General features: G+C 43.2%; 21 protein-coding genes. 10 read left to right on the forward strand and 11 right to left on the reverse strand.

Annotated features, from left to right (window positions below):
• Nucleotides 1-13: 13 nt before the first annotated feature.
• Nucleotides 14-595, reverse strand: a complete 582-nt coding sequence (locus tag GVV58_RS02180) for a nitroreductase family protein (protein WP_005096574.1) — start codon at nucleotides 593-595, stop codon at nucleotides 14-16.
• A 264-nt stretch (nucleotides 596-859) separates the two neighbouring features.
• Between GVV58_RS02180 and GVV58_RS02185 the strand changes: the two genes are divergently transcribed.
• Entirely contained in the window at nucleotides 860-1,237 is a 378-nt protein-coding gene (locus GVV58_RS02185; protein WP_005171568.1) for a hypothetical protein, read from the forward strand.
• Between the two features lie 58 nt (nucleotides 1,238-1,295).
• Here GVV58_RS02185 and rhlB read toward each other — a convergent pair whose 3' ends face one another.
• On the reverse strand, nucleotides 1,296-2,447 hold the full coding sequence (gene rhlB, locus GVV58_RS02190) for an ATP-dependent RNA helicase RhlB (RefSeq protein ID WP_005096570.1): 1,152 nt from the start codon (nucleotides 2,445-2,447) through the stop codon (nucleotides 1,296-1,298).
• 101 nt (nucleotides 2,448-2,548) lie between these two features.
• Nucleotides 2,549-2,764 carry a cold-shock protein gene (locus GVV58_RS02195; protein WP_004280099.1) on the reverse strand — a complete coding sequence of 72 codons (216 nt, stop codon included), beginning with the start codon at nucleotides 2,762-2,764 and terminating at the stop codon, nucleotides 2,549-2,551.
• Between the two features lie 385 nt (nucleotides 2,765-3,149).
• Between GVV58_RS02195 and GVV58_RS02200 the strand changes: the two genes are divergently transcribed.
• From GVV58_RS02200 to GVV58_RS02220, 5 genes are all read left to right on the forward strand, one after another.
• On the forward strand, nucleotides 3,150-3,383 hold the full coding sequence (locus tag GVV58_RS02200; RefSeq protein ID WP_180049988.1) for a sulfurtransferase TusA family protein: 234 nt from the start codon (nucleotides 3,150-3,152) through the stop codon (nucleotides 3,381-3,383).
• A gap of 136 nt (nucleotides 3,384-3,519) precedes the next feature.
• Complete coding sequence (gene rpoH, locus GVV58_RS02205; protein WP_005096567.1) at nucleotides 3,520-4,389, forward strand: RNA polymerase sigma factor RpoH; 870 nt, start codon at nucleotides 3,520-3,522, stop codon at nucleotides 4,387-4,389.
• A gap of 119 nt (nucleotides 4,390-4,508) precedes the next feature.
• Nucleotides 4,509-4,874, forward strand: coding sequence for a DUF423 domain-containing protein (locus tag GVV58_RS02210; protein ID WP_005096565.1), 366 nt, complete (start codon nucleotides 4,509-4,511; stop codon nucleotides 4,872-4,874).
• 35 nt (nucleotides 4,875-4,909) lie between these two features.
• Nucleotides 4,910-5,107 (forward strand): sulfur carrier protein ThiS, encoded by a 198-nt coding sequence (gene thiS / locus GVV58_RS02215; protein WP_100329788.1) that lies wholly within the window; start codon nucleotides 4,910-4,912, stop codon nucleotides 5,105-5,107.
• Between the two features lie 14 nt (nucleotides 5,108-5,121).
• Nucleotides 5,122-5,904 (forward strand): thiazole synthase, encoded by a 783-nt coding sequence (locus tag GVV58_RS02220; RefSeq protein WP_159515904.1) that lies wholly within the window; start codon nucleotides 5,122-5,124, stop codon nucleotides 5,902-5,904.
• 64 nt (nucleotides 5,905-5,968) lie between these two features.
• Here GVV58_RS02220 and GVV58_RS02225 read toward each other — a convergent pair whose 3' ends face one another.
• The 3 genes from GVV58_RS02225 to GVV58_RS02235 all read right to left on the reverse strand — a co-directional run bounded on the left by GVV58_RS02225 (nucleotide 5,969) and on the right by GVV58_RS02235 (nucleotide 7,668).
• Nucleotides 5,969-6,475 carry a YiiX/YebB-like N1pC/P60 family cysteine hydrolase gene (locus tag GVV58_RS02225; protein ID WP_157797502.1) on the reverse strand — a complete coding sequence of 169 codons (507 nt, stop codon included), beginning with the start codon at nucleotides 6,473-6,475 and terminating at the stop codon, nucleotides 5,969-5,971.
• A 97-nt stretch (nucleotides 6,476-6,572) separates the two neighbouring features.
• Nucleotides 6,573-6,983 carry a DUF4878 domain-containing protein gene (locus GVV58_RS02230; RefSeq protein WP_100329791.1) on the reverse strand — a complete coding sequence of 137 codons (411 nt, stop codon included), beginning with the start codon at nucleotides 6,981-6,983 and terminating at the stop codon, nucleotides 6,573-6,575.
• A gap of 73 nt (nucleotides 6,984-7,056) precedes the next feature.
• Nucleotides 7,057-7,668 (reverse strand): glutathione binding-like protein, encoded by a 612-nt coding sequence (locus GVV58_RS02235; protein WP_005096560.1) that lies wholly within the window; start codon nucleotides 7,666-7,668, stop codon nucleotides 7,057-7,059.
• Nucleotides 7,669-7,883: 215 nt separating this feature from the next.
• Here GVV58_RS02235 and GVV58_RS02240 point away from each other — a divergent pair, with 215 nt between their 5' ends.
• Nucleotides 7,884-9,329 (forward strand): SulP family inorganic anion transporter, encoded by a 1,446-nt coding sequence (locus GVV58_RS02240; protein WP_159515905.1) that lies wholly within the window; start codon nucleotides 7,884-7,886, stop codon nucleotides 9,327-9,329.
• A gap of 151 nt (nucleotides 9,330-9,480) precedes the next feature.
• Entirely contained in the window at nucleotides 9,481-10,197 is a 717-nt protein-coding gene (gene trmB / locus GVV58_RS02245; protein ID WP_100355085.1) for a tRNA (guanosine(46)-N7)-methyltransferase TrmB, read from the forward strand.
• A 92-nt stretch (nucleotides 10,198-10,289) separates the two neighbouring features.
• Here trmB and GVV58_RS02250 read toward each other — a convergent pair whose 3' ends face one another.
• The 5 genes from GVV58_RS02250 to GVV58_RS02270 form a co-directional block, all read right to left on the reverse strand.
• Complete coding sequence (locus GVV58_RS02250) at nucleotides 10,290-11,066, reverse strand: Rossmann-like and DUF2520 domain-containing protein (protein WP_159138064.1); 777 nt, start codon at nucleotides 11,064-11,066, stop codon at nucleotides 10,290-10,292.
• A gap of 82 nt (nucleotides 11,067-11,148) precedes the next feature.
• Complete coding sequence (locus GVV58_RS02255; RefSeq protein WP_005096553.1) at nucleotides 11,149-11,946, reverse strand: thioesterase family protein; 798 nt, start codon at nucleotides 11,944-11,946, stop codon at nucleotides 11,149-11,151.
• A gap of 63 nt (nucleotides 11,947-12,009) precedes the next feature.
• The gene (locus tag GVV58_RS02260) at nucleotides 12,010-12,681 is read right to left on the reverse strand and encodes a class I SAM-dependent methyltransferase (RefSeq protein WP_159515906.1); all 672 of its coding nucleotides are present in this window, start codon (nucleotides 12,679-12,681) and stop codon (nucleotides 12,010-12,012) included.
• 369 nt (nucleotides 12,682-13,050) lie between these two features.
• Nucleotides 13,051-14,739, reverse strand: coding sequence for an AMP-binding protein (locus tag GVV58_RS02265; protein ID WP_005171582.1), 1,689 nt, complete (start codon nucleotides 14,737-14,739; stop codon nucleotides 13,051-13,053).
• Nucleotides 14,740-14,835: 96 nt separating this feature from the next.
• Complete coding sequence (locus GVV58_RS02270) at nucleotides 14,836-15,471, reverse strand: TetR/AcrR family transcriptional regulator (RefSeq protein WP_035337915.1); 636 nt, start codon at nucleotides 15,469-15,471, stop codon at nucleotides 14,836-14,838.
• Between the two features lie 147 nt (nucleotides 15,472-15,618).
• On the opposite strand from GVV58_RS02270, the gene GVV58_RS02275 reads away from it, so the two are divergent.
• Together GVV58_RS02275 and GVV58_RS02280 are read left to right on the forward strand one after the other, a co-directional pair.
• Nucleotides 15,619-16,791 (forward strand): isovaleryl-CoA dehydrogenase, encoded by a 1,173-nt coding sequence (locus GVV58_RS02275; RefSeq protein ID WP_005096545.1) that lies wholly within the window; start codon nucleotides 15,619-15,621, stop codon nucleotides 16,789-16,791.
• A 35-nt stretch (nucleotides 16,792-16,826) separates the two neighbouring features.
• Complete coding sequence (locus GVV58_RS02280; protein ID WP_159515907.1) at nucleotides 16,827-18,428, forward strand: carboxyl transferase domain-containing protein; 1,602 nt, start codon at nucleotides 16,827-16,829, stop codon at nucleotides 18,426-18,428.
• Nucleotide 18,429 lies beyond the last annotated feature (1 nt).

Raw genomic sequence — 18,429 nt, forward strand, 5'->3', positions numbered from 1 at the left:
TATACCGTGCAAATTAACCGTTCTGATTCCAATAACTTACAAAATTACTGGTCTGAATCTCTGCGCGTGCTGGAATTGCTTTTGCTGCAGTGCCAATATAAATAATACCCGAGACCAAATCATCTTTTGAAATTCCTAATGCCTGCTTAAACAGGCCAGACTCGACTACAGCACCACTGCGCCACATGGTCGAGAAACCCTGAATCTGGAGTGATAACAGAAAATTCTGTATGGCGGCGCCTGAACTGAGAATCTGTTCAAAATGTGGAACTTTAGGATGATCCTGCAAACGCGTTAAAGCCAACACCAATAGTGGCGCACGGAATGGATGATTCTTGACCCGTTCAATCTGTGCCGTTTCAGTTTCACCCAGATCGACCAGTGCCTGAGACAACAGCTCCCCAAATGCTTCACGCTGTGCATCAGGTATCACCACAAAGGTGGTGGGTTTCAACCGATGATGATCCGGTGCTGTCAATGCCGCCTGAAAAGCCAGCTCCAGCTGTTCTGCATTCGGTGCCGGTGCCAGCAAATGTCCTATTGATTGACGTTGGTGAATATTTTGATGAACGATGTCGACCACGGATTCCGTCATTGCTTTGTAGATCTATACTTAAAAACTGTTTTCAAGATTAGCATATTCCAGCTGTAATACTCTATAAACTTCACCGCGACTTAGCCGCAAAAATCACTAAAGAACATTACAATATTTTTATTTTAATCAATGAAATGCTTAGCTGAATTACTTTTTTAGCATAGAGTCACACTAAAAATTTCCAAACTTATACAACAGCTCCAAATTCTGTGCGCTTTACTATGCTCAAATAAGCTTAATTCTGTTTTCACCCGAGATTTTATCATGAAAAAAACAATTGCGATCAGCGGATTAGCAGCTTCAGCTCTACTTTTAACTGCCTGTGCTTCCAACCCAACCTCACTGGCAATTCAGAAAGAAAATAATCAGTTTGAGGTCACCGGCTTAGGTAAAAATCAATTAACTGCTAAAAATAATGCCATTAATGCTGCCAGCAAAACCTGTGGTTCGAAAGCTACTGCGATTATTATCGATGAAAAGACGGGTTATAACGGGGCATTAAAAGGTGTCGTTGACGATCAGACTGGACAAATGATTCAGGCAGCAGCTACCGTTCTCGGGAATATCGCAGGCACCAATACTGGTTTAAACCAGAATGATGACTATCAAACCATTTTGACTTTCCGTTGTCAGGCCAAATAAGTCCAGATCACATGGTCATAAAAAAACCGCTCTTCAAGAGCGGTTTTTTTAATCTGGATTAGCAATAACCTTCCAGACGGGTCAAAGGCAATTTCTGTCCAATCGCCTTCTCAATTTCTGGTAGATAGAACGCATCATCTTCGGCAAGGAAACTAATACTCACACCACGTGTTCCCGCACGGCCAGTACGTCCAATGCGATGTACATAATCATCTGACTGTTCAGGTAAAGTGAAGTTCACCACATGTGAAACACCATCCACATGAATACCACGACCCGCAACATCTGTTGCAATCATAATGTTGTGCTTACCATTTTTGAACTGGTCTAGCATTTTTAGACGCTTGTCTTGAGCAATCTCACCAGACAGCATGACCACCTTATAACCATCACGTTTTAAATGATCATAAAGCTTACGCACCTGATCACGACGGTTGGCGAAAATCATCACCTTTTCAATCGGCTCATCACGCAAGATTTCTTGCAACAGTTTATATTTATCGGCCTTAGCCACCATATACACCCGTTGCTCGACATCGGCATTGGTTTTCTTTTCCGGTTCAATTTCAACTGTGACCGGTTCAAATAACCATTGCTGGGCCAAATTTAGTACATCATAGCTGAATGTTGCAGAGAACATTAAAGTCTGACGTTGCTCCTTACGCGGCGAAAAACGCACAATGCGTTTCACTGAAGGAATAAAGCCCATATCGAGTAGACGATCCGCTTCATCAATGACCAGAAATTCAATCTGATCCAGCCAGACTTCTTTTTGCTCGACAAAATCGATCAAACGACCGGGTGTCGCGACCATAATATCGACAGGTGCTTTATTTAGTTGATTCTTTTGCTTGTCAAAATCTACACCACCCAGCAAAGTCACGACATTGAGACCGGCATATTTGGCCAGATCCTGCGCATCGCTTTCAATTTGCAGTGCCAGTTCACGGGTCGGTGCCAAAATCAGGGCACGCGGTTCACCACGATAACGCTGCTCCTGAATTGGGTTATTTAATAGATCATTCATGATACTAATTAAAAAAGCTGCAGTTTTACCTGTACCTGTCTGTGCGCGGCCAATGGCATCATGTCCTGCCAGCGTGAATTTTAAAACCTTCTGCTGGATAGGCGTCATGGTGGTAAAGCCTAAAGCATCAATCGCTTTTTTTAGATTGGGATGTAAATTTAAGGTTTCAAAACCAGATGACATAAAGCGGTGCTCTACTTGGGTAATCACTAAGATGGGGATAGTATAAACAAAAAACGCCCCAAGTTATATTGGAGCGTTTTCTTTTTAGCTTAATCCGAAGATTAGTCTAATGGTTGAACTTCTTCAGCTTGAAAGCCTTTTTGGCCTTTAACAACACTGAATTCAACGCGTTGACCATCACGAAGTGAACGGTGGCCGTCACCTTGGATAGCACGGAAATGAACAAATACGTCATCACCGCCGTTACGTTGAATAAAGCCGAAGCCTTTAGTATCGTTAAACCACTTAACTACGCCTTGTTCGCGAGCAGCTGTCATAAGTTAATCCTCATTGAAACTAAAAGAAGGACCACCCGGTGTTGCAAACAGCAGAGCAAACAAGTTTGAAAATATTATTTTTAAGCTTGTAATCATTCTGTAAAACTATCAACAAAATCCCGGTTACATCCATTTATGTAATAGGGTGAAAAACAATCACTTTGTTTATTCAAAGTCCCAAATACGCAACGAGCTTAACATGGGTTTATCACAATTAATAGATTTTTTTTAGCATGTTCTGTTTGATTTAGTTATTTTTTTCATGAAAATTGTCAAAAGACTTTATATCTTCTTTTAGATCCTGATTTTTATTAAAGCAGTTTGGTTCTATACGCTTCTTTGTTACTATTTATTGTCATTTTTTTGCTATATGAATGAAACCCTAATGTCGCAAAATCCACAGCAATATTGTCTTATCGATGCCATGGGAAAACCCTGCCCGATGCCGCTATTAATGTTAAAACGGGCACTAAAGGCCGGTAATCAGAAAACTTTCTTGCTCAAATCCTCTGATCCACATAGTCAGACGGATGTCAGCCGTTATTGCCAGATTCATCAACTCAAGCTTGAATCAAAAAAAGTTTCTGATTCAGAATTTCACTACTTGATTGAATCTTAAAAATTTTCAATTAAACTGTTTATCTTAGTTTCGTATACTTTTTTACATTTCTCTACCCAAATATCCATTATTTGCGGAGAGATTGGATTAAGATAAAACCTATGTTTAGGGTTATCCCGCATTTCAAGGAGAACACATGAGTGACAGCCGCAATCAGTTGATGCCCCTGTCATTATCGGCGCCAGGGGTCAACCTCGGTGCTTATATCAGCACTGTCAATCAGATTCCGATTTTAACGGCCGAACAAGAAAAAGAGTTGGCTGAACGCTATTACTATGACCAAGATTTAGATGCAGCAAAAATGCTGGTCATGTCACATTTGCGTTTTGTGGTGCATATTGCACGCAGTTATGCAGGTTATGGTCTGCCACAAGGCGACCTGATTCAGGAAGGCAACCTGGGTCTGATGAAAGCTGTAAAACGTTTTGACCCGAATATGGGCGTACGTTTGGTGTCATTTGCTGTGCACTGGATTAAGGCGGAAATTCATGAATATGTGATCCGTAACTGGCGTATTGTTAAAATCGCCACCACCAAAGCGCAACGTAAACTGTTTTTTAATCTGCGTAGCCTGAAAAAATCATCGAAAAAGTTGACCCTCGCAGAAGCACAGTCGATTGCCAATGATTTAAATGTCACACCAGAACAAGTTCTGGAGATGGAAGGCCGTTTGACGGCATATGATGCTGCTTTTGATGCTTCCGGCGATGACGATGATGAAGGTTCAACTTATGTTGCACCGGCTTTATATCTTGAAGATAACCGTTATGATCCGGCCCGTCTGATTGAAAATGAGGATTATGAGGAACAAAGTACCTCTGCCCTGCACGAAGCCATGGATCAGCTCGATGATCGTTCACGTAATATCTTGCAGCGCCGCTGGCTAGATGATGAGAAATCCACCCTGCATGAGCTGGCCGCCGAATATAACGTTTCCGCGGAACGTATTCGTCAGCTGGAAAAAAATGCCATGGAAAAAATTAAAGTGGCGATGTCCTCCAATTAATACCAAATTCTGTTATTGATTTAATCTGAAAAAGCCTTCATCAAAGAAGGCTTTTTTATGTCCGAATTTTGAATTTATGCTAAGGTTGAGCGCAAACTTTATCAGGAAGATCAATTCAAATGTGGATTGCGATTTCAGCACTCAACTTGGCGCTTGCCGTGATGCTGGGTGCCTTTGGTGCACATGGCTTAAAAGCGCGCGCGACTGAAGCCCAGCTCGGCTGGTGGCAAACGGCAACGGATTATTTTTTCTATCATGCCTTAGGTTTGCTTATTCTGGCCTTGCTCGCGAAAGTCATTCCGACACTCCCGATTCAATGGAGTTTTTGGCTAATTCAGGTCGGTATTTTATTATTTTCTGGTTCACTGTATATCATGGCCTTGGGTTTACCACGTGGATTAGGCGCAATTACGCCAATTGGTGGTGCTTTAATGATTGCAGGATGGTTAATTCTGGCTTGGAATGCTTTAAAATACGCCAGATAAGTCTGAAAATCACTTAATCATGGAGGGTAGCTAGAATGATGATTTATATCAATGGCGAACAACAGGAAACTCACTGCAAGAATCTGCTGGAACTGATTCAGAGTATGGCGCTTGAGGGTAAGCGTTTTGCAGTTGAAGTCAATGAAATGATTATTCCTAAAAGCAAATTAGGCGATACGCCGATTTGCGATACAGACAAAATAGAAATTATTCACGCGGTCGGTGGCGGCTAATACTCGGGACAATTATGCAAGATTTATTACAGATTGGTTCACGCCAATTCCAGTCTCGCCTTTTGGTAGGCACAGGCAAATATAAAGATTTAAATGAAACTCAGCAAGCCATTCAAACCAGTGGCGCAGAGATTGTTACTGTCGCGATTCGTCGGGTCAATATTGGACAGCATCCAGATCAGCCGAACCTGCTGTCAGTCATTCCTCCGGAAAAATATACCATCTTGCCAAATACCGCAGGTTGCTTCGATGCAAATAGTGCCGTTCGCACCTGTATGCTGGCGCGTGAACTCCTTGATGGCCATAATCTGGTCAAGCTTGAAGTTTTAGGCGATGAAAAGACCTTATATCCAAATGTGACCGAAACCCTGAAAGCTGCACGTACCTTGATTGACGATGGCTTTGAGATCATGGTCTATACTTCGGATGATCCAATCGTGGCGCAAGAACTGGAAAGCATGGGCTGTGTGGCAATTATGCCTTTGGGCAGTCTGATTGGTTCGGGCTTGGGAATTCTCAATCCACATACCCTGTCGATTATTAAAGAAAATGCCAAAGTGCCTGTACTGGTCGATGCTGGTGTCGGTACCGCAAGTGATGCCGCAATTGCGATGGAACTGGGCTGTGATGGTGTACTGATGAATACAGCGATTGCAGCTGCACAGAATCCGGTACTCATGGCCTCTGCAATGCGTAAAGCAGTCGAAGCTGGTCGTGAAGCTTTTCTGGCCGGCCGTATGCCGCGTAAACGTATGGCCAATGCCAGCTCGCCGGAAACTGGTTATTTCTTTAAATAAATCTCATCGTAGTCAAAGGATTGTATGATTCTTTGACTATCATTTAGCTTTTACTCATCCTAAATTATCTATTTTTATAAATCAGCTCGACGGATTCAAGCTTTAATAAAGCATCAGGAAAAAGCAGCTCCCCCTGCAAGCCTGGCAATTCAATCTTGCTCCAGACCAGTTTATTACGTAAAGACAATGGAAGTTTCTCTGCAATAATCGTAGTGCAATAACGATGCGTCTCACCTCTTGATCCTAAAATAAATTGCTCTCCTACCTGCCTTGTCACGGCCCTAGCAATATCTTTTCTTTTATATGGCTCTAAACTGCTTTCTCTATAAACTGCCCACTTTTTTGCTCGTTTTGAGTCAATAAAATCACTGATATCTGATTGAATCACTTGATTTACATGTGAGGGATCATCATCTGTGGTCGCATGCACCACCAAAATATTCGGTTGAGTTTCTGCAATCACGCCAATATGTGAGTATTCACTCCCACTCAGTTTTTTGATTAAAAAACTTTCGTAACCCACCCCTTCCCGAACAATCCAATCACCCACTTGAAATGCGTGCTCGGGCATATAAATCTGTTTATCTTGCTTTATAGTATCTTGGGGGGGAAACCCAATAAAAAGGCAGATTAGAATAACTAATCTGCCCAAAATCAAACTAAACCGATTATAAATCAACTTTCCATTTATCTTCATTTTTGATAAGTTTTACTCGATCTGTTACAGAGTTAGAGCCTTCATTTTTAAAGCTGACTCCGATAGTCACCCGTCCTTTTCCATTTGCTTCATCGATATTTTTGTCTACCACACTAATTTCTTTGACTCCGCCTTTACGTTCAGCTTGCTCTTTAGCCTTTGCCGCGCCAGCTTTTATTTTGCCTTGAATCATTTCTTCAGAACCTGCTTGGGCTTTAACATTTTCAGGTATATAAATATAAGAGAGCATTTTTTCTGAATCGCCTTTATAGGCTGCTGTAACATATTCTTGAGCTACATTTTCTGGATTTTTAACACTACTACATGCAACCAGCATTCCCGTTAAACCGAAACTTAATACTAAATTCAGTATTCTCTTCATCTTATTTATTCCAATAGCAATTATTAAATGAAAGTCAAAAAAAAAGCATAATAATTATGCTTTTTTTTAAATTTTATGGAATTAGACCTTCATCTCGCATTGCAATCTGTACAGACTGACGCTCTGCGACTTTATTGCGGATATGAATAATATTCTTATACGGACTTAAATCATGCTCAATATGATTCGACCAATTGGTCAACACAAACAGATAAGCATCGGCTGGGCCAAAGTTATCATCAACCAGATAGTCATTGTCTGATTCAGTAATCGCTTTGTCGATATAGCTTAATAGACGATCGACTTCTGCATAGGCTTTTTTCTTTTCATCATCGGATAACTTGCCACCAAAGAACACCGCATAAGCATCATGCAATTCTGAGTTGAGATAACCCAGCCATTCCAGAACTTTGGCACGTCCCATACCAGATGGCGGAATCAGATCTTGTTTTGGATCGTGTTGAGCCAGAAAAGGTAAAATGGCTACGTTTTCTGTCAGGATCAGACCAGGATTAATTTCTAAGGCTGGTACATAGCCTTTAGGATTAATTTCGTAATAATCCGTACCTTTCTCTGTTTTATGTGTTTTTAAGTCAACACGTTCCAAATCAAAATCGACATTAATTTCATTTAAAATAATATGAGCTGCCAGTGAGCATGCACCCGGCGAATAGTAAAGCTTCATTTCTGATCCTTGTTATACACTTCTCTATGTTTTAAATCGCTTCTGTCAAACTTTCAAGTGATCAAACCTGTAAATTGCAAAAAAGCGTAACTGCCCCTCAGGACATTTACTCATTCAATATTCAGGAAATTAACGGCTTTTTCAAGCCCATCTCTGTAGATTTTTGACCGCATCTGTTTAAGATACCCAGGTTTTCCAAATTTAGATGATATTTCGTGATTAGCCTTAAAAAAGAAGAATGGTTTTCCAATGTTCGGACTGATGTACTCGCAGGTTTGGTGGTTGGACTGGCCTTGATTCCCGAGTCGATTGCCTTCTCTGCAATTGCTGGCGTCGATCCGCAGGTCGGTCTCTATGCTTCGTTTTGTATTGCTGTGACGATTGCTTTTTTTGGCGGCCGCCCTGCCATGATCTCAGCGGCTACGGGTGCGATGGCACTGCTGATGATTACGCTGGTAAAAGACCATGGACTGCAATATCTGCTGGTAGCGACTATTCTGACCGGAATTATTCAGGTCATTGCCGGTTATTTTAAAGTGGCCAAGTTGATGCGCTTTGTTTCGCAAGCTGTGGTGTATGGATTTTTGAATGCATTGGCAATTCTGATTTTTGTCGCACAGCTTCCCGAGATGCAAAAAATGGATGGGATGGGCTATCTGTTTATTGCCATGGGTCTGGCGATTATCTATCTATTTCCTTATCTGCCTAAAATTGGTAAAGCCATTCCTTCTCCGCTAATTTGCATCATCGTGCTGAGTGGACTGGCGCTGTTCTTGGGTACAGATATGCGAACCGTGAGTGATCTGGGGCAATTTCCGGACACCTTACCAGTGTTCCTGCTGCCGGAGATTCCGCTCAATCTGGAAACCCTACAAATTGTACTGCCTTATTCATTGACGCTGGCGACTGTCGGTTTGCTGGAAAGCATGATGACCACGACTGTAATTGATGAAGTCACCGGAACTGAAGGTGACCGTCATCAGGAATGTCGTGGTCAGGGTATGGCCAATATTGTCAGTGGTTTTATGGGTGGCATGGCCGGTTGTGCCATGATCGGTCAATCGATTATTAATGTGTCTTCCGGTGCACGAACCCGTTTATCGACGCTGATTGCCGGTGTATTTTTGCTGTGCCTGGTGGTGTTTCTGAAAGACTGGCTGGCTTATATTCCGATGGCGGCTTTGGTGGCGATTATGGTGATGGTCGCCTTTACCACTTTCCAGTGGGGTTCAGTCAAACAATTCAATAAACATCCGCTGGAATTTAATGTGGTTATGATTGCGGTGGTGCTGGTGGTTTTAGCCACCCATAATCTGGCACTGGGTGTATTTGTTGGCGTGCTGCTTTCTGCTCTGTTCTTTATCAAGAAACTGGAAAGAACCGTACATGTCTATACGTATTTGAATTCGGCTCATTCACGCAGCTACTTTATTTCTGGACAGATTTTCTTTAGCAGTTCAGAGAAGTTCTATCAGTTCTTTGATTTTAAAGAAAAGCTTGAACATGTTGAACTTGATCTGACCCATGCGCATATTTGGGATGTGACCTCAGTGAATATGCTGAATAACGTCATCCAGAAATTTAAAGCTCAAGGTATAGAGGTGACCGTGATTGGTTTAAATGAAGCCAGCAGCACCTTGATTGACCGTTTTAGGAGCTGAGGCATGATGATTAATAAAAGAGCCAAGCGAGGCTCTTTTATTGTATCTGGAAGATCTTGCCGATTTTTATGGAGAAATACCGAGAAAAGTTTGACTTGCTCGGCTCAGGACTTAAAATACCGCATTCTGAATTTTTAGATTTGCCAAAGTTATGTCGAACGATCAATTAGACCAGCAAGTCGTGGAGCTGGACAATTTAAGCGAGCACCGTGAAATCGTGACGTTTATGCGCCGCTCAATGCCGCTGAACACCTCTCAACGTACTGCGCTTGAACAATATGGTCACTTAATTTTGGAATATCCGGTGGGCGATTTACGTCAACACTTTGAACATCCTGAGCGTCCTTTAACGGTAGAAATCGGTTTTGGTATGGGTCGTTCTCTGGTGCTGATGGCCAAGGCCAATCCCGAGCGTAATTTTGTCGGGATTGAAGTTCATGTACCAGGCATTGCGCAGTGTGTCTATGAAGCAGGTATGGCCGGCGTAACCAACTTACGCGTACTGGATGCCGATGCGATTCAAGTGCTGCGTGAAATGCCGGACAATAGTATCAATACGGTTCAGCTTTACTTCCCTGATCCATGGCAGAAAAAACGTCATTTTAAACGCCGTTTTGTTTCACATGAACGTATGCCACTGGTTGAGCAAAAGCTGGAGCTGGGCGGCACCTTCCATGCTGCAACAGATTGGGAACCATATGCAGAATGGATGCTTGAAGTTTTGGAAGAACGTCCACGTCTGGAAAACCTCGCAGGTAAAGGCAACAGCTATCCTCGTCCTGACTGGCGTCCACAAACCAAGTTTGAGCGTCGCGGCATTGAAGCCGGTCACAAGATTAATGACTTTATCTTCAAGAAAATTTCTTAATCTAAGACTCACAAAAGCGCTGATTATTCAGCGCTTTTTTATAGAGAAAATTTGTCTTTGAACCCTGCTCTGTAGATAAATCATTAGCTTCTTCATTTTTGATGACGCGTGAGAATCTGCTGGCTCAACAACTGATAGACATTTTGTAAATCTGCTCGCTGCCGATTCGCCAGCATCTGCTGATGCATATTTAGGATATTTTGATCACCACGCATGGCGGGGCCAGTCTGCATTTGCCTTGGATCATTTTCGGTAGCTTTATGGGCAGTTTCTAGTATTAAGGGATACAGCAGACTGAAATCGACCTGCTCAGCATCTACAATCTGTTTGGCCATATCATAACAATAATTACTGAAATTACAGGCAAATACTGCGGCCAGATGCAAACTTAAGCGTTGTTCAGAGCTATAGTGATAGACTCTATTGCTTAGGCTATTTGCTAGATCATGCAGTTTTTCTTGATCTTCAGCATTATCCGCTTCAATAAATAAAGGCGTATTCGACCAGTCGATGTCACGTTCCAGACTAAAAGTCTGTAAAGGGTAAAATACACCTGAACGTGGGTGAACATCCTGCAAAACGTTTAAGTGGGTACTGCCAGAAGTATGTACGATCAACACATCAGGAAGATAGGCATGTACCTGCTCGATGACAGATCGAATGAATTGGTCACTGACGGCAATGATTAAAAGATCAATTTCGGAATGCAGTAATTCAGGAGCGTTGATCGCCTGAGCCTTAAATTTAGATGCCAGCTGTTCTGCCTTGGCAAAACTGCGGCTATAGATTTGTACAAGCTCATGCTGTCCATTTAAGCCTTGGGCAAGATGAAAGGCAACTCGACCTGCCCCAATAATACTAATCCGCATCTGCTGATCTTCCTGAATAATTGCGCACAGCATGCCAATAAAAAAAGGACGAAGCAATTCGTCCTTTTGTGTAAATCAGATTTTAAAATTTACGTAAGGTTAAAATCTGCTCACTGCGACCAAAAGGCCCATGAAGATCATGTAAAATTCCACTGGTTAAACCAATGCCATCTTCACCATATTGCTGTAGCACTTCTAGTCCTAGCCATGTGCCTTTAGGTAAACGATGCAAATGAATCTGCAAATCCAGATTTGGGAAACCCCATCCCGCATTTGGATCCTGACGCGGCACCACGCCATTGGCTGTATCCACCATTCCCATCAAACGGCTAAAGTCGCTGGTCGTCTGACCTTCTACCATTTCCAGGGCATTGGATAACCAGACAATACCTTTGCCCGCACGATGATCGACATGGGCACGGGTATTAATACTTTGAATATAACCACCTGGCCAGCAGCGCATCCCTTCCCACACCGGCAGGTCTTCAGGGTGCTGAACCGGAAAATCTTCCAGACCGGCGATCGCACGGGTATCCGAAGTCATCATTTTCCAGGCACGTGCCACAATACAGGTTTTCCCGTTGGCACACATTTCTGCTTCAATGAGTTCGATGGTTTTACCCGGACGAATCATGCGCGTAGTAATGGAAAATTCACCAAAAGCAATCAGTCCAAAGATATCCAGACTCACCCGGCCAATGCGCATCTCTGCACGTGGCTGAAACTGTTCCAGTTCTGCACAAATAATACCAGTCGCGGGCGCCATATGCTGCTCATGCGGATTCCATGCACCTTGCGCATGAATATTAGATTCATAATAAGCAGTGCTGCTGCCATCGGCATGCTGTTCGCGGTTGATGAAACGATAGTAGGCTGACATTGTTTTTACACTTCCTTGAATCTTATATTTAAATTTCTAGTTAACTGTTTCAGTTAGCTATGCTTATTTCTGTATAAAAAAACCATAATAATTCATGATTTGACAGTAAATTTTGCTATGTTTAAATCCGACTTTGGTTAAAAGCGCTGCTAAATCTTGGGCAGAGATTAAATGAAAATCCTGCTGTAACCGTTCAAGCATTTTTTCGCTTTGTTGAATACTGAGTCCTGTCTGCTGTGCCATTTTTTGCAAGATTTTTAATTCAGTTTTATTTTCAGGTTGCATCAAGTCATAGGTTAACAGGATTCCATCGGTCTTAAGACTATCGGATATATCCTGAAAAAATTCAGTTTTATTTTCTGATGGAGTAAAATGTGCCACCAAAATTGCTAGAGCCGCATCGAACTGATTATCTTGATTTAAGCTTTGTGTATCTGTCTGAATAAAACGAATCCGCTGCGATCCCAGGTCTAACCCAATATTTTTCTGCGCCTGTTCCAGCATAGTCGCCGATGGATCAATTGCAGTAAATGTCCAGTTTGGGTGGCGTTGCAACAGATAAGATAGCTCATAGCCTGTCCCGCAACCAACGACCAATATATGGGCAATTTCGGGTAAATGAGTGGTTAGGATGGCATCAATTTGCTGATGTACCAGTTCATAGCCGGGAATCAATTTACGGATGTGCTCATCATAATTAGCGACGACGAGTTCACTATGGAAGTTTTTTGCCATATTTTCACTTTACCTCACACCATTCAACAGACTAAAGAGCATTAGGTTTATCAGTTATTACAATATTGATAAAGATTCCATCTAAAGGTTTTAAATTTTCGACCATTATCCTAAATCTAATCACATGACAGGCGACATGAATGTCGCCATTTTGCTGAAGGGACATGGATGTCCCTTCAGCAAAATAAAGGGCTTTTGTTTACTTTTAGCCCATCGAAAGTCAAAGCATGGCCTACACGTTAAAATTAAAATCTTTCTTTCTAAGTGAGGCTGTGCAGATCTTTCGCTTTTTCTTAATAGTTTCTCTTCAACTTTTTTTAATGATAAAAAAAGTTGAAGAATTCACCAATCTCAAAAACTAAACAATACTTAAGCTATTTCCTTTAAGTTCAACTCTTCACGCATAAATTCACGTAATTTAAACTTCTGCGCCTTACCGGAAGCTGTCATCGGGAACTCATGGAAGAAACGCACATAGCGCGGCACTTTATTGTGTGAGATATGCTCGGCACAATACTGGCGAATAGTTTCTTCAGTACACGGATCGTTTTCATGCAAAATGATGCAGGCACAGAGTTCTTCACCATACTTATGATCTGGCACACCAATCACCTGAACATCTGAAACCGCAGGATGGGTATAAAGGAAGTCTTCAATTTCTTTGGGGAACAGGTTTTCACCGCCACGAATGACGACATCCTTGATTCGCCCCTTGATTTTGACAAAGCCTTCATCATCCATTTCAGCAATATCACCCGTATGCATCCAGCGCGCATTATCAATTACTTCTGCAGTTTTATCCTGATCTTCCCAATAACCGAGCATCACCGAATAACCACGCACACAGAGTTCACCGAGTTGTCCGCGCGGCACCACCTTGCCATCTTCATCGACAATTTTCACTTCCAGATGCGGATGTACCCGGCCGACTGTCGTAACACGCTGTTCAATGGAGTCTGCGGTAGAGCTTTGCGCACTGACCGGTGCGGTTTCAGTCATGCCATAGCAAATGGTGATATCTGACATATGCATCCGCTCAATCACACGCTGCATGATTTCCTGTGGACATGGACTGCCGGCCATAATGCCGGTACGTAAACTGCTCAGATCAAATTCATCAAACTGTTCATGCTCAAGAATGGCAATAAACATGGTCGGCACCCCATAAGCCGCCGTACATTTTTCTTGTTGAATGGCTTTGAGGGTTTCCAGAGGATTGAAAACGGCAGATGGATAAATCATGGCTGAACCATGGGTAATACAGGCCAGATTTCCCATCACCATACCAAAGCAGTGGAACAGTGGTACCGAAATACAAACCCGATCTTCTGGACTTAAATGAATGGCTTCACCGACAAAATAGCCATTATTTAAAATATTGTTATGGGTCAACATAGTACCTTTCGGATTCCCCGTTGTACCCGAGGTGAACTGAATATTGATGGTTTCATCAAACTGCAATTCACTCGAAATTTGCTGCAATTTTTCTAAGGCGTTTGCGCTTGGTTCCACCAATAAGTCCTGAAAACGATGTAGACCCGGATGTTCCTGTTCATCAATTTTAATCACATGCTTCAAATGCGGCAGACGCTCTGCATTGAGTAATTTACTTTCAGTCTGTGTTAGCTCAGGAGCAATTTTAGTCAGAATTTCTTGATAGTCAGTGGTTTTAAACTGCGCTGCAATCACCAGTCCCTTACAGGAGACCTTGTTTAAGACATATTCCAGTTCATTACTTTTATAAGCTGGATTCAAGTTCACCAGAATAATTCCCGCCTTAAATGCAGCAAACTGGGTAATGGTCCATTCCACACAGTTCGGCGACCAGATGGCCAGACGGTCACCTTTTTTCAGGCCCAGTTTTTGCAAACTACAGGCAAAAGCATTCACTTGCTGCTGCAACTGCTGATAGCTCAGACGCACATTCTGGTGCAAGCTGACGATTGCATCAGAATGTGCATACTGTTCGCATGCCTGATCAAATTTTTCGCCAATTGTCATGCCCAATAAGGGTTGGCTGCTTGTTCCGTAGGCATAGCTTAACCGTACTTGTGTCATTGAATCGATCTCCTTGATTCTTTGTAATTCTGATTTTCAACTCTATTAATTGTTTTTGACCACGACAACCCTGTCTTCCTGCCTGTTTTTTGTGTTTTATGCTCCTGCTACTCCCTCCTGTCGACGTACTGCGTTGACACAAAAATCGGCAATCTGTTTGACAAAGTGATCCTTATAATTTTGATCAAACCTGATATTCCGAGATGGATTCAAAGGTTCAATTACCACAAAGGTCATGGAACCAACCACACCCAGCGCTGCGGTATTTAAATCTTCAAATTCAAACTCGCCATTGACTTTTCCTTCAGCCAAAATTTCCTTAATGCTTTGCTTGATTAGCTGTTTACTGTGAAAACGCTCATGTTCCATTTCCGGATCGACCGGTTCGAACATCAGCGAATACGCCAACTGTGGGCTGTTCATGGCTCGCTTCACAAAAGTTGTAACAGATTTTTGCAATTTCTGTTTTGGCGATAAATCCGAGGCAGCAATGTGATTTAAAATCTCAATCTCAAGCCGAATTGCTTCTGACAAAACCTGAATCAAAATCTGATTCTTGTTTTCGAAATATCGATATACCAAGCCTGTAGAAACGCCTGCACGTTCTGCAATCGCCTGAATCGACGCCTCTTTAAAGCCCCCTTGAGTAATCAGCTCACGAGCAGATTGCAAGATCGCCAAGCGATTTTGCTCCATTCGTTCCTGCATCAATGATGATCTTTTATAACTCATAAAATTAATCTCAACAAGATAAAATGAATTGTAAATCATTTTGTGAATATTGATTCACTTTTTTAAATTTTCGATGTATGTTAAATAACAAGCACAACAAAAATGCTTTTTTGGATACAACAAATAGAACCACAGGATGGATGAACAATGAATTTACAAAGCTTGGATTTCGGTTTGGACGAAACACTTATTGCACTTCGTGATTCAGTGGCTGCATTTTGCGCCAAGGAAATTGCTCCAATTGCTCAACAAGTGGACCGTGACAATGAATTCCCTGCTCACCTTTGGAAAAAATTTGGCGAGATGGGCCTGCTCGGTCTGACGGTCAGTGAGGAATATGGCGGTTCAAATTTCGGTTATCTGGCGCACATCATTGCCATGCAGGAAATTTCCCGTGCTTCAGCATCGATTGGTTTGTCCTATGGCGCACATTCTAACCTATGTGTAAACCAGATTAAGCGTAATGGCAGTGAAGAACAGAAACAGCGCTATCTGCCCAAACTGGTATCTGGTGATTATGTCGGTGCATTGGCCATGTCCGAACCCAATGCCGGATCCGATGTGGTCAGCATGAAACTCAAAGCTGAAGACAAAGGTGATCATTACCTGCTGAATGGTTCGAAAATGTGGATCACCAATGGCGGCGATGCCGATGTACTGGTGGTCTACGCAAAAACCGATTTACAAGCCGGGGCCAAAGGCATGACCGCTTTTCTGGTTGAAAAAAATATGCCGGGGTTTAGTCACGGTACGCACCTAGACAAACTCGGCATGCGTGGCTCAAACACTTATCCACTATTTTTTGACAATGTCGCAGTGCCAAAAGAAAACGTGCTCGGCGGTGTCGGCAATGGCACCAAAGTGCTGATGAGCGGTCTGGACTATGAACGTGCTGTTTTAAGTGCAGGCCCACTCGGCATTATGGATGCCTGTATGGATACCGTGATTCCGTATATTCATGATCGTAAACAGTTTGGTCAGGCGCTGGGTGAATTCCAGTTGATGCAGGGCAAAATTGCTGACATGTATTCCACCTGGCTGGCCTGTAAAGCCCTGGTCTATGCAGTTGGCGCAGAATGTGACAAGGCAGAGCATAGCCGTAGCCTGCGTAAAGATGCCGCCAGTGCGATTTTATATGCAGCTGAAAAAGCCACCTGGATGGCGGGCGAAACCATTCAAACCTTGGGTGGCAACGGTTATATCAACGAGTTTGCTGCGGGACGTCTATGGCGCGATGCCAAACTGTATGAAATTGGCGCAGGCACCTCAGAAATTCGCCGCATGCTGATTGGCCGCGAACTGTTTAATGAAACTGCCTAAAAAATAAATCACAAGAATAGACAAGGATGTTCGGCATGAATCAATTAAAGAGCAAAATTAATATTCGCAGCGACGAATTTAAAAACAACCAGACGGCGATGCAAAATCTGGTCGGAGACCTGAAACAGAAAGTCCAAAAAATTGCCTTGGGTGGGGGTGAAACTGCCCGTCAAAAACATTTGGATCGCGGTAAATTATTGGCCAGAGAACGTATTGATCATCTGATTGATCCTGGTACGGCATTTATTGAAATTGGACAACTGGCTGCCTATCAGGTCTATCAGGACGATGTGCCTGCTGCGGGCGTGGTCGCTGGCGTTGGTCAGGTCAATGGCGTAACCTGCATGATCATTGCCAATGATGCGACTGTTAAAGGGGGCACTTATTATCCACTGACCGTAAAAAAACATTTGCGTGCTCAGGAAATTGCCGAGCAGAATCATTTGACCTGTATTTATCTGGTCGATTCTGGCGGTGCCTATTTGCCGCTACAAGATGAAGTCTTCCCGGATCGTGATCACTTCGGACGTATTTTCTATAATCAGGCGCGTATGTCGAGCCAAGGCATTGCCCAGATTGCCGTGGTAATGGGCAGTTGTACGGCGGGTGGTGCCTATGTGCCTGCCATGTCGGATGAAACTATTATTGTACGCAATCAGGGAACCATTTTCCTCGGTGGCCCGCCACTGGTCAAAGCTGCAACCGGTGAAGTTGTTTCCAGTGAAGACCTTGGTGGTGGTGATGTGCATACCCGCCTCTCCGGTGTAGCCGATCATCTGGCTGAAAATGACCAGCATGCCCTGGAAATTGCCCGCAATATTGTGGCCAATTTAAATAAAAAACCAAATCCGTTGCCTGAACATGTGGAAGCGCCTTTGTTTGATGCTTCAGAGCTATACGGTATCGTGCCAACAGATTCGCGTAAACCTTTTGATGTCCGTGAAGTGATTGCCCGGATTGTCGATGGTTCGCGTTTTGATGAATTCAAGGCTCGATTTGGTACTACCTTGATTACCGGATTTGCCAGCCTATACGGTATGCCAGTCGGGATTATTGCCAATAACGGCATTCTGTTTTCCGAGTCAGCACAAAAAGGTGCACATTTTATTGAGCTGTGCTGTCAGCGCAATATTCCCCTGCTATTTATCCAGAATATCACTGGCTTTATGGTTGGCCGCCAGTATGAAAATGAAGGCATTGCCAAAAATGGCGCCAAACTGGTGATGGCTGTGGCCAATGCCAATGTGCCTAAACTGACCATGGTGATTGGCGGCTCATTTGGTGCCGGCAACTATGGTATGTGTGGCCGCGCGTACTCACCACGCTTTATGTGGACCTGGCCCAACTCACGTATTTCAGTGATGGGCGGTGAACAGGCCTCCAGCGTATTGTCGACCTTAAAACGTGATCAGATTGAAGCCAAAGGCGCTAACTGGTCTGCGGAAGAAGAAGACCAGTTTAAACAGCCAATTCGTGATCAGTACGAACGCCAAGGTCATCCTTATTATGCCTCTGCACGTTTATGGGATGACGGTGTCATTGACCCTGCCCAGTCTCGTGAAGTGTTAGGTCTTAGTTTAGCTGCGGCACTGAATGCGCCAATCCAGCCGACCAAGTTTGGCGTGTTCCGCATGTAAG

The organism is Acinetobacter sp. 18QD2AZ41W, assembly GCF_009829025.1.
GTDB classification, from domain to species: domain Bacteria; phylum Pseudomonadota; class Gammaproteobacteria; order Pseudomonadales; family Moraxellaceae; genus Acinetobacter; species Acinetobacter pseudolwoffii.

Excerpts from the sequence above, each read along its gene's own strand:
- GVV58_RS02280 (WP_159515907.1), top strand. The coding sequence starts at position 16,827 with ATGAATCAATTAAAGAGCAAAATTAATATTCGCAGCGACGAATTTAAA.
- GVV58_RS02230 (WP_100329791.1), bottom strand. The coding sequence starts at position 6,983 with ATGAAGAGAATACTGAATTTAGTATTAAGTTTCGGTTTAACGGGAATG.
- GVV58_RS02210 (WP_005096565.1), top strand. The coding sequence starts at position 4,509 with ATGTGGATTGCGATTTCAGCACTCAACTTGGCGCTTGCCGTGATGCTG.
- GVV58_RS02265 (WP_005171582.1), bottom strand. The coding sequence starts at position 14,739 with ATGACACAAGTACGGTTAAGCTATGCCTACGGAACAAGCAGCCAACCC.
- GVV58_RS02270 (WP_035337915.1), bottom strand. The coding sequence starts at position 15,471 with ATGAGTTATAAAAGATCATCATTGATGCAGGAACGAATGGAGCAAAAT.
- GVV58_RS02185 (WP_005171568.1), top strand. The coding sequence starts at position 860 with ATGAAAAAAACAATTGCGATCAGCGGATTAGCAGCTTCAGCTCTACTT.
- GVV58_RS02275 (WP_005096545.1), top strand. The coding sequence starts at position 15,619 with ATGAATTTACAAAGCTTGGATTTCGGTTTGGACGAAACACTTATTGCA.
- rpoH (WP_005096567.1), top strand. The coding sequence starts at position 3,520 with ATGAGTGACAGCCGCAATCAGTTGATGCCCCTGTCATTATCGGCGCCA.
- GVV58_RS02260 (WP_159515906.1), bottom strand. The coding sequence starts at position 12,681 with ATGGCAAAAAACTTCCATAGTGAACTCGTCGTCGCTAATTATGATGAG.
- trmB (WP_100355085.1), top strand. The coding sequence starts at position 9,481 with ATGTCGAACGATCAATTAGACCAGCAAGTCGTGGAGCTGGACAATTTA.
- GVV58_RS02220 (WP_159515904.1), top strand. The coding sequence starts at position 5,122 with ATGCAAGATTTATTACAGATTGGTTCACGCCAATTCCAGTCTCGCCTT.
- GVV58_RS02195 (WP_004280099.1), bottom strand. The coding sequence starts at position 2,764 with ATGACAGCTGCTCGCGAACAAGGCGTAGTTAAGTGGTTTAACGATACT.
- GVV58_RS02250 (WP_159138064.1), bottom strand. The coding sequence starts at position 11,066 with ATGCGGATTAGTATTATTGGGGCAGGTCGAGTTGCCTTTCATCTTGCC.
- rhlB (WP_005096570.1), bottom strand. The coding sequence starts at position 2,447 with ATGTCATCTGGTTTTGAAACCTTAAATTTACATCCCAATCTAAAAAAA.
- GVV58_RS02225 (WP_157797502.1), bottom strand. The coding sequence starts at position 6,475 with ATGCCCGAGCACGCATTTCAAGTGGGTGATTGGATTGTTCGGGAAGGG.
- GVV58_RS02255 (WP_005096553.1), bottom strand. The coding sequence starts at position 11,946 with ATGTCAGCCTACTATCGTTTCATCAACCGCGAACAGCATGCCGATGGC.
- GVV58_RS02180 (WP_005096574.1), bottom strand. The coding sequence starts at position 595 with ATGACGGAATCCGTGGTCGACATCGTTCATCAAAATATTCACCAACGT.
- GVV58_RS02235 (WP_005096560.1), bottom strand. The coding sequence starts at position 7,668 with ATGAAGCTTTACTATTCGCCGGGTGCATGCTCACTGGCAGCTCATATT.
- thiS (WP_100329788.1), top strand. The coding sequence starts at position 4,910 with ATGATGATTTATATCAATGGCGAACAACAGGAAACTCACTGCAAGAAT.
- GVV58_RS02200 (WP_180049988.1), top strand. The coding sequence starts at position 3,150 with ATGTCGCAAAATCCACAGCAATATTGTCTTATCGATGCCATGGGAAAA.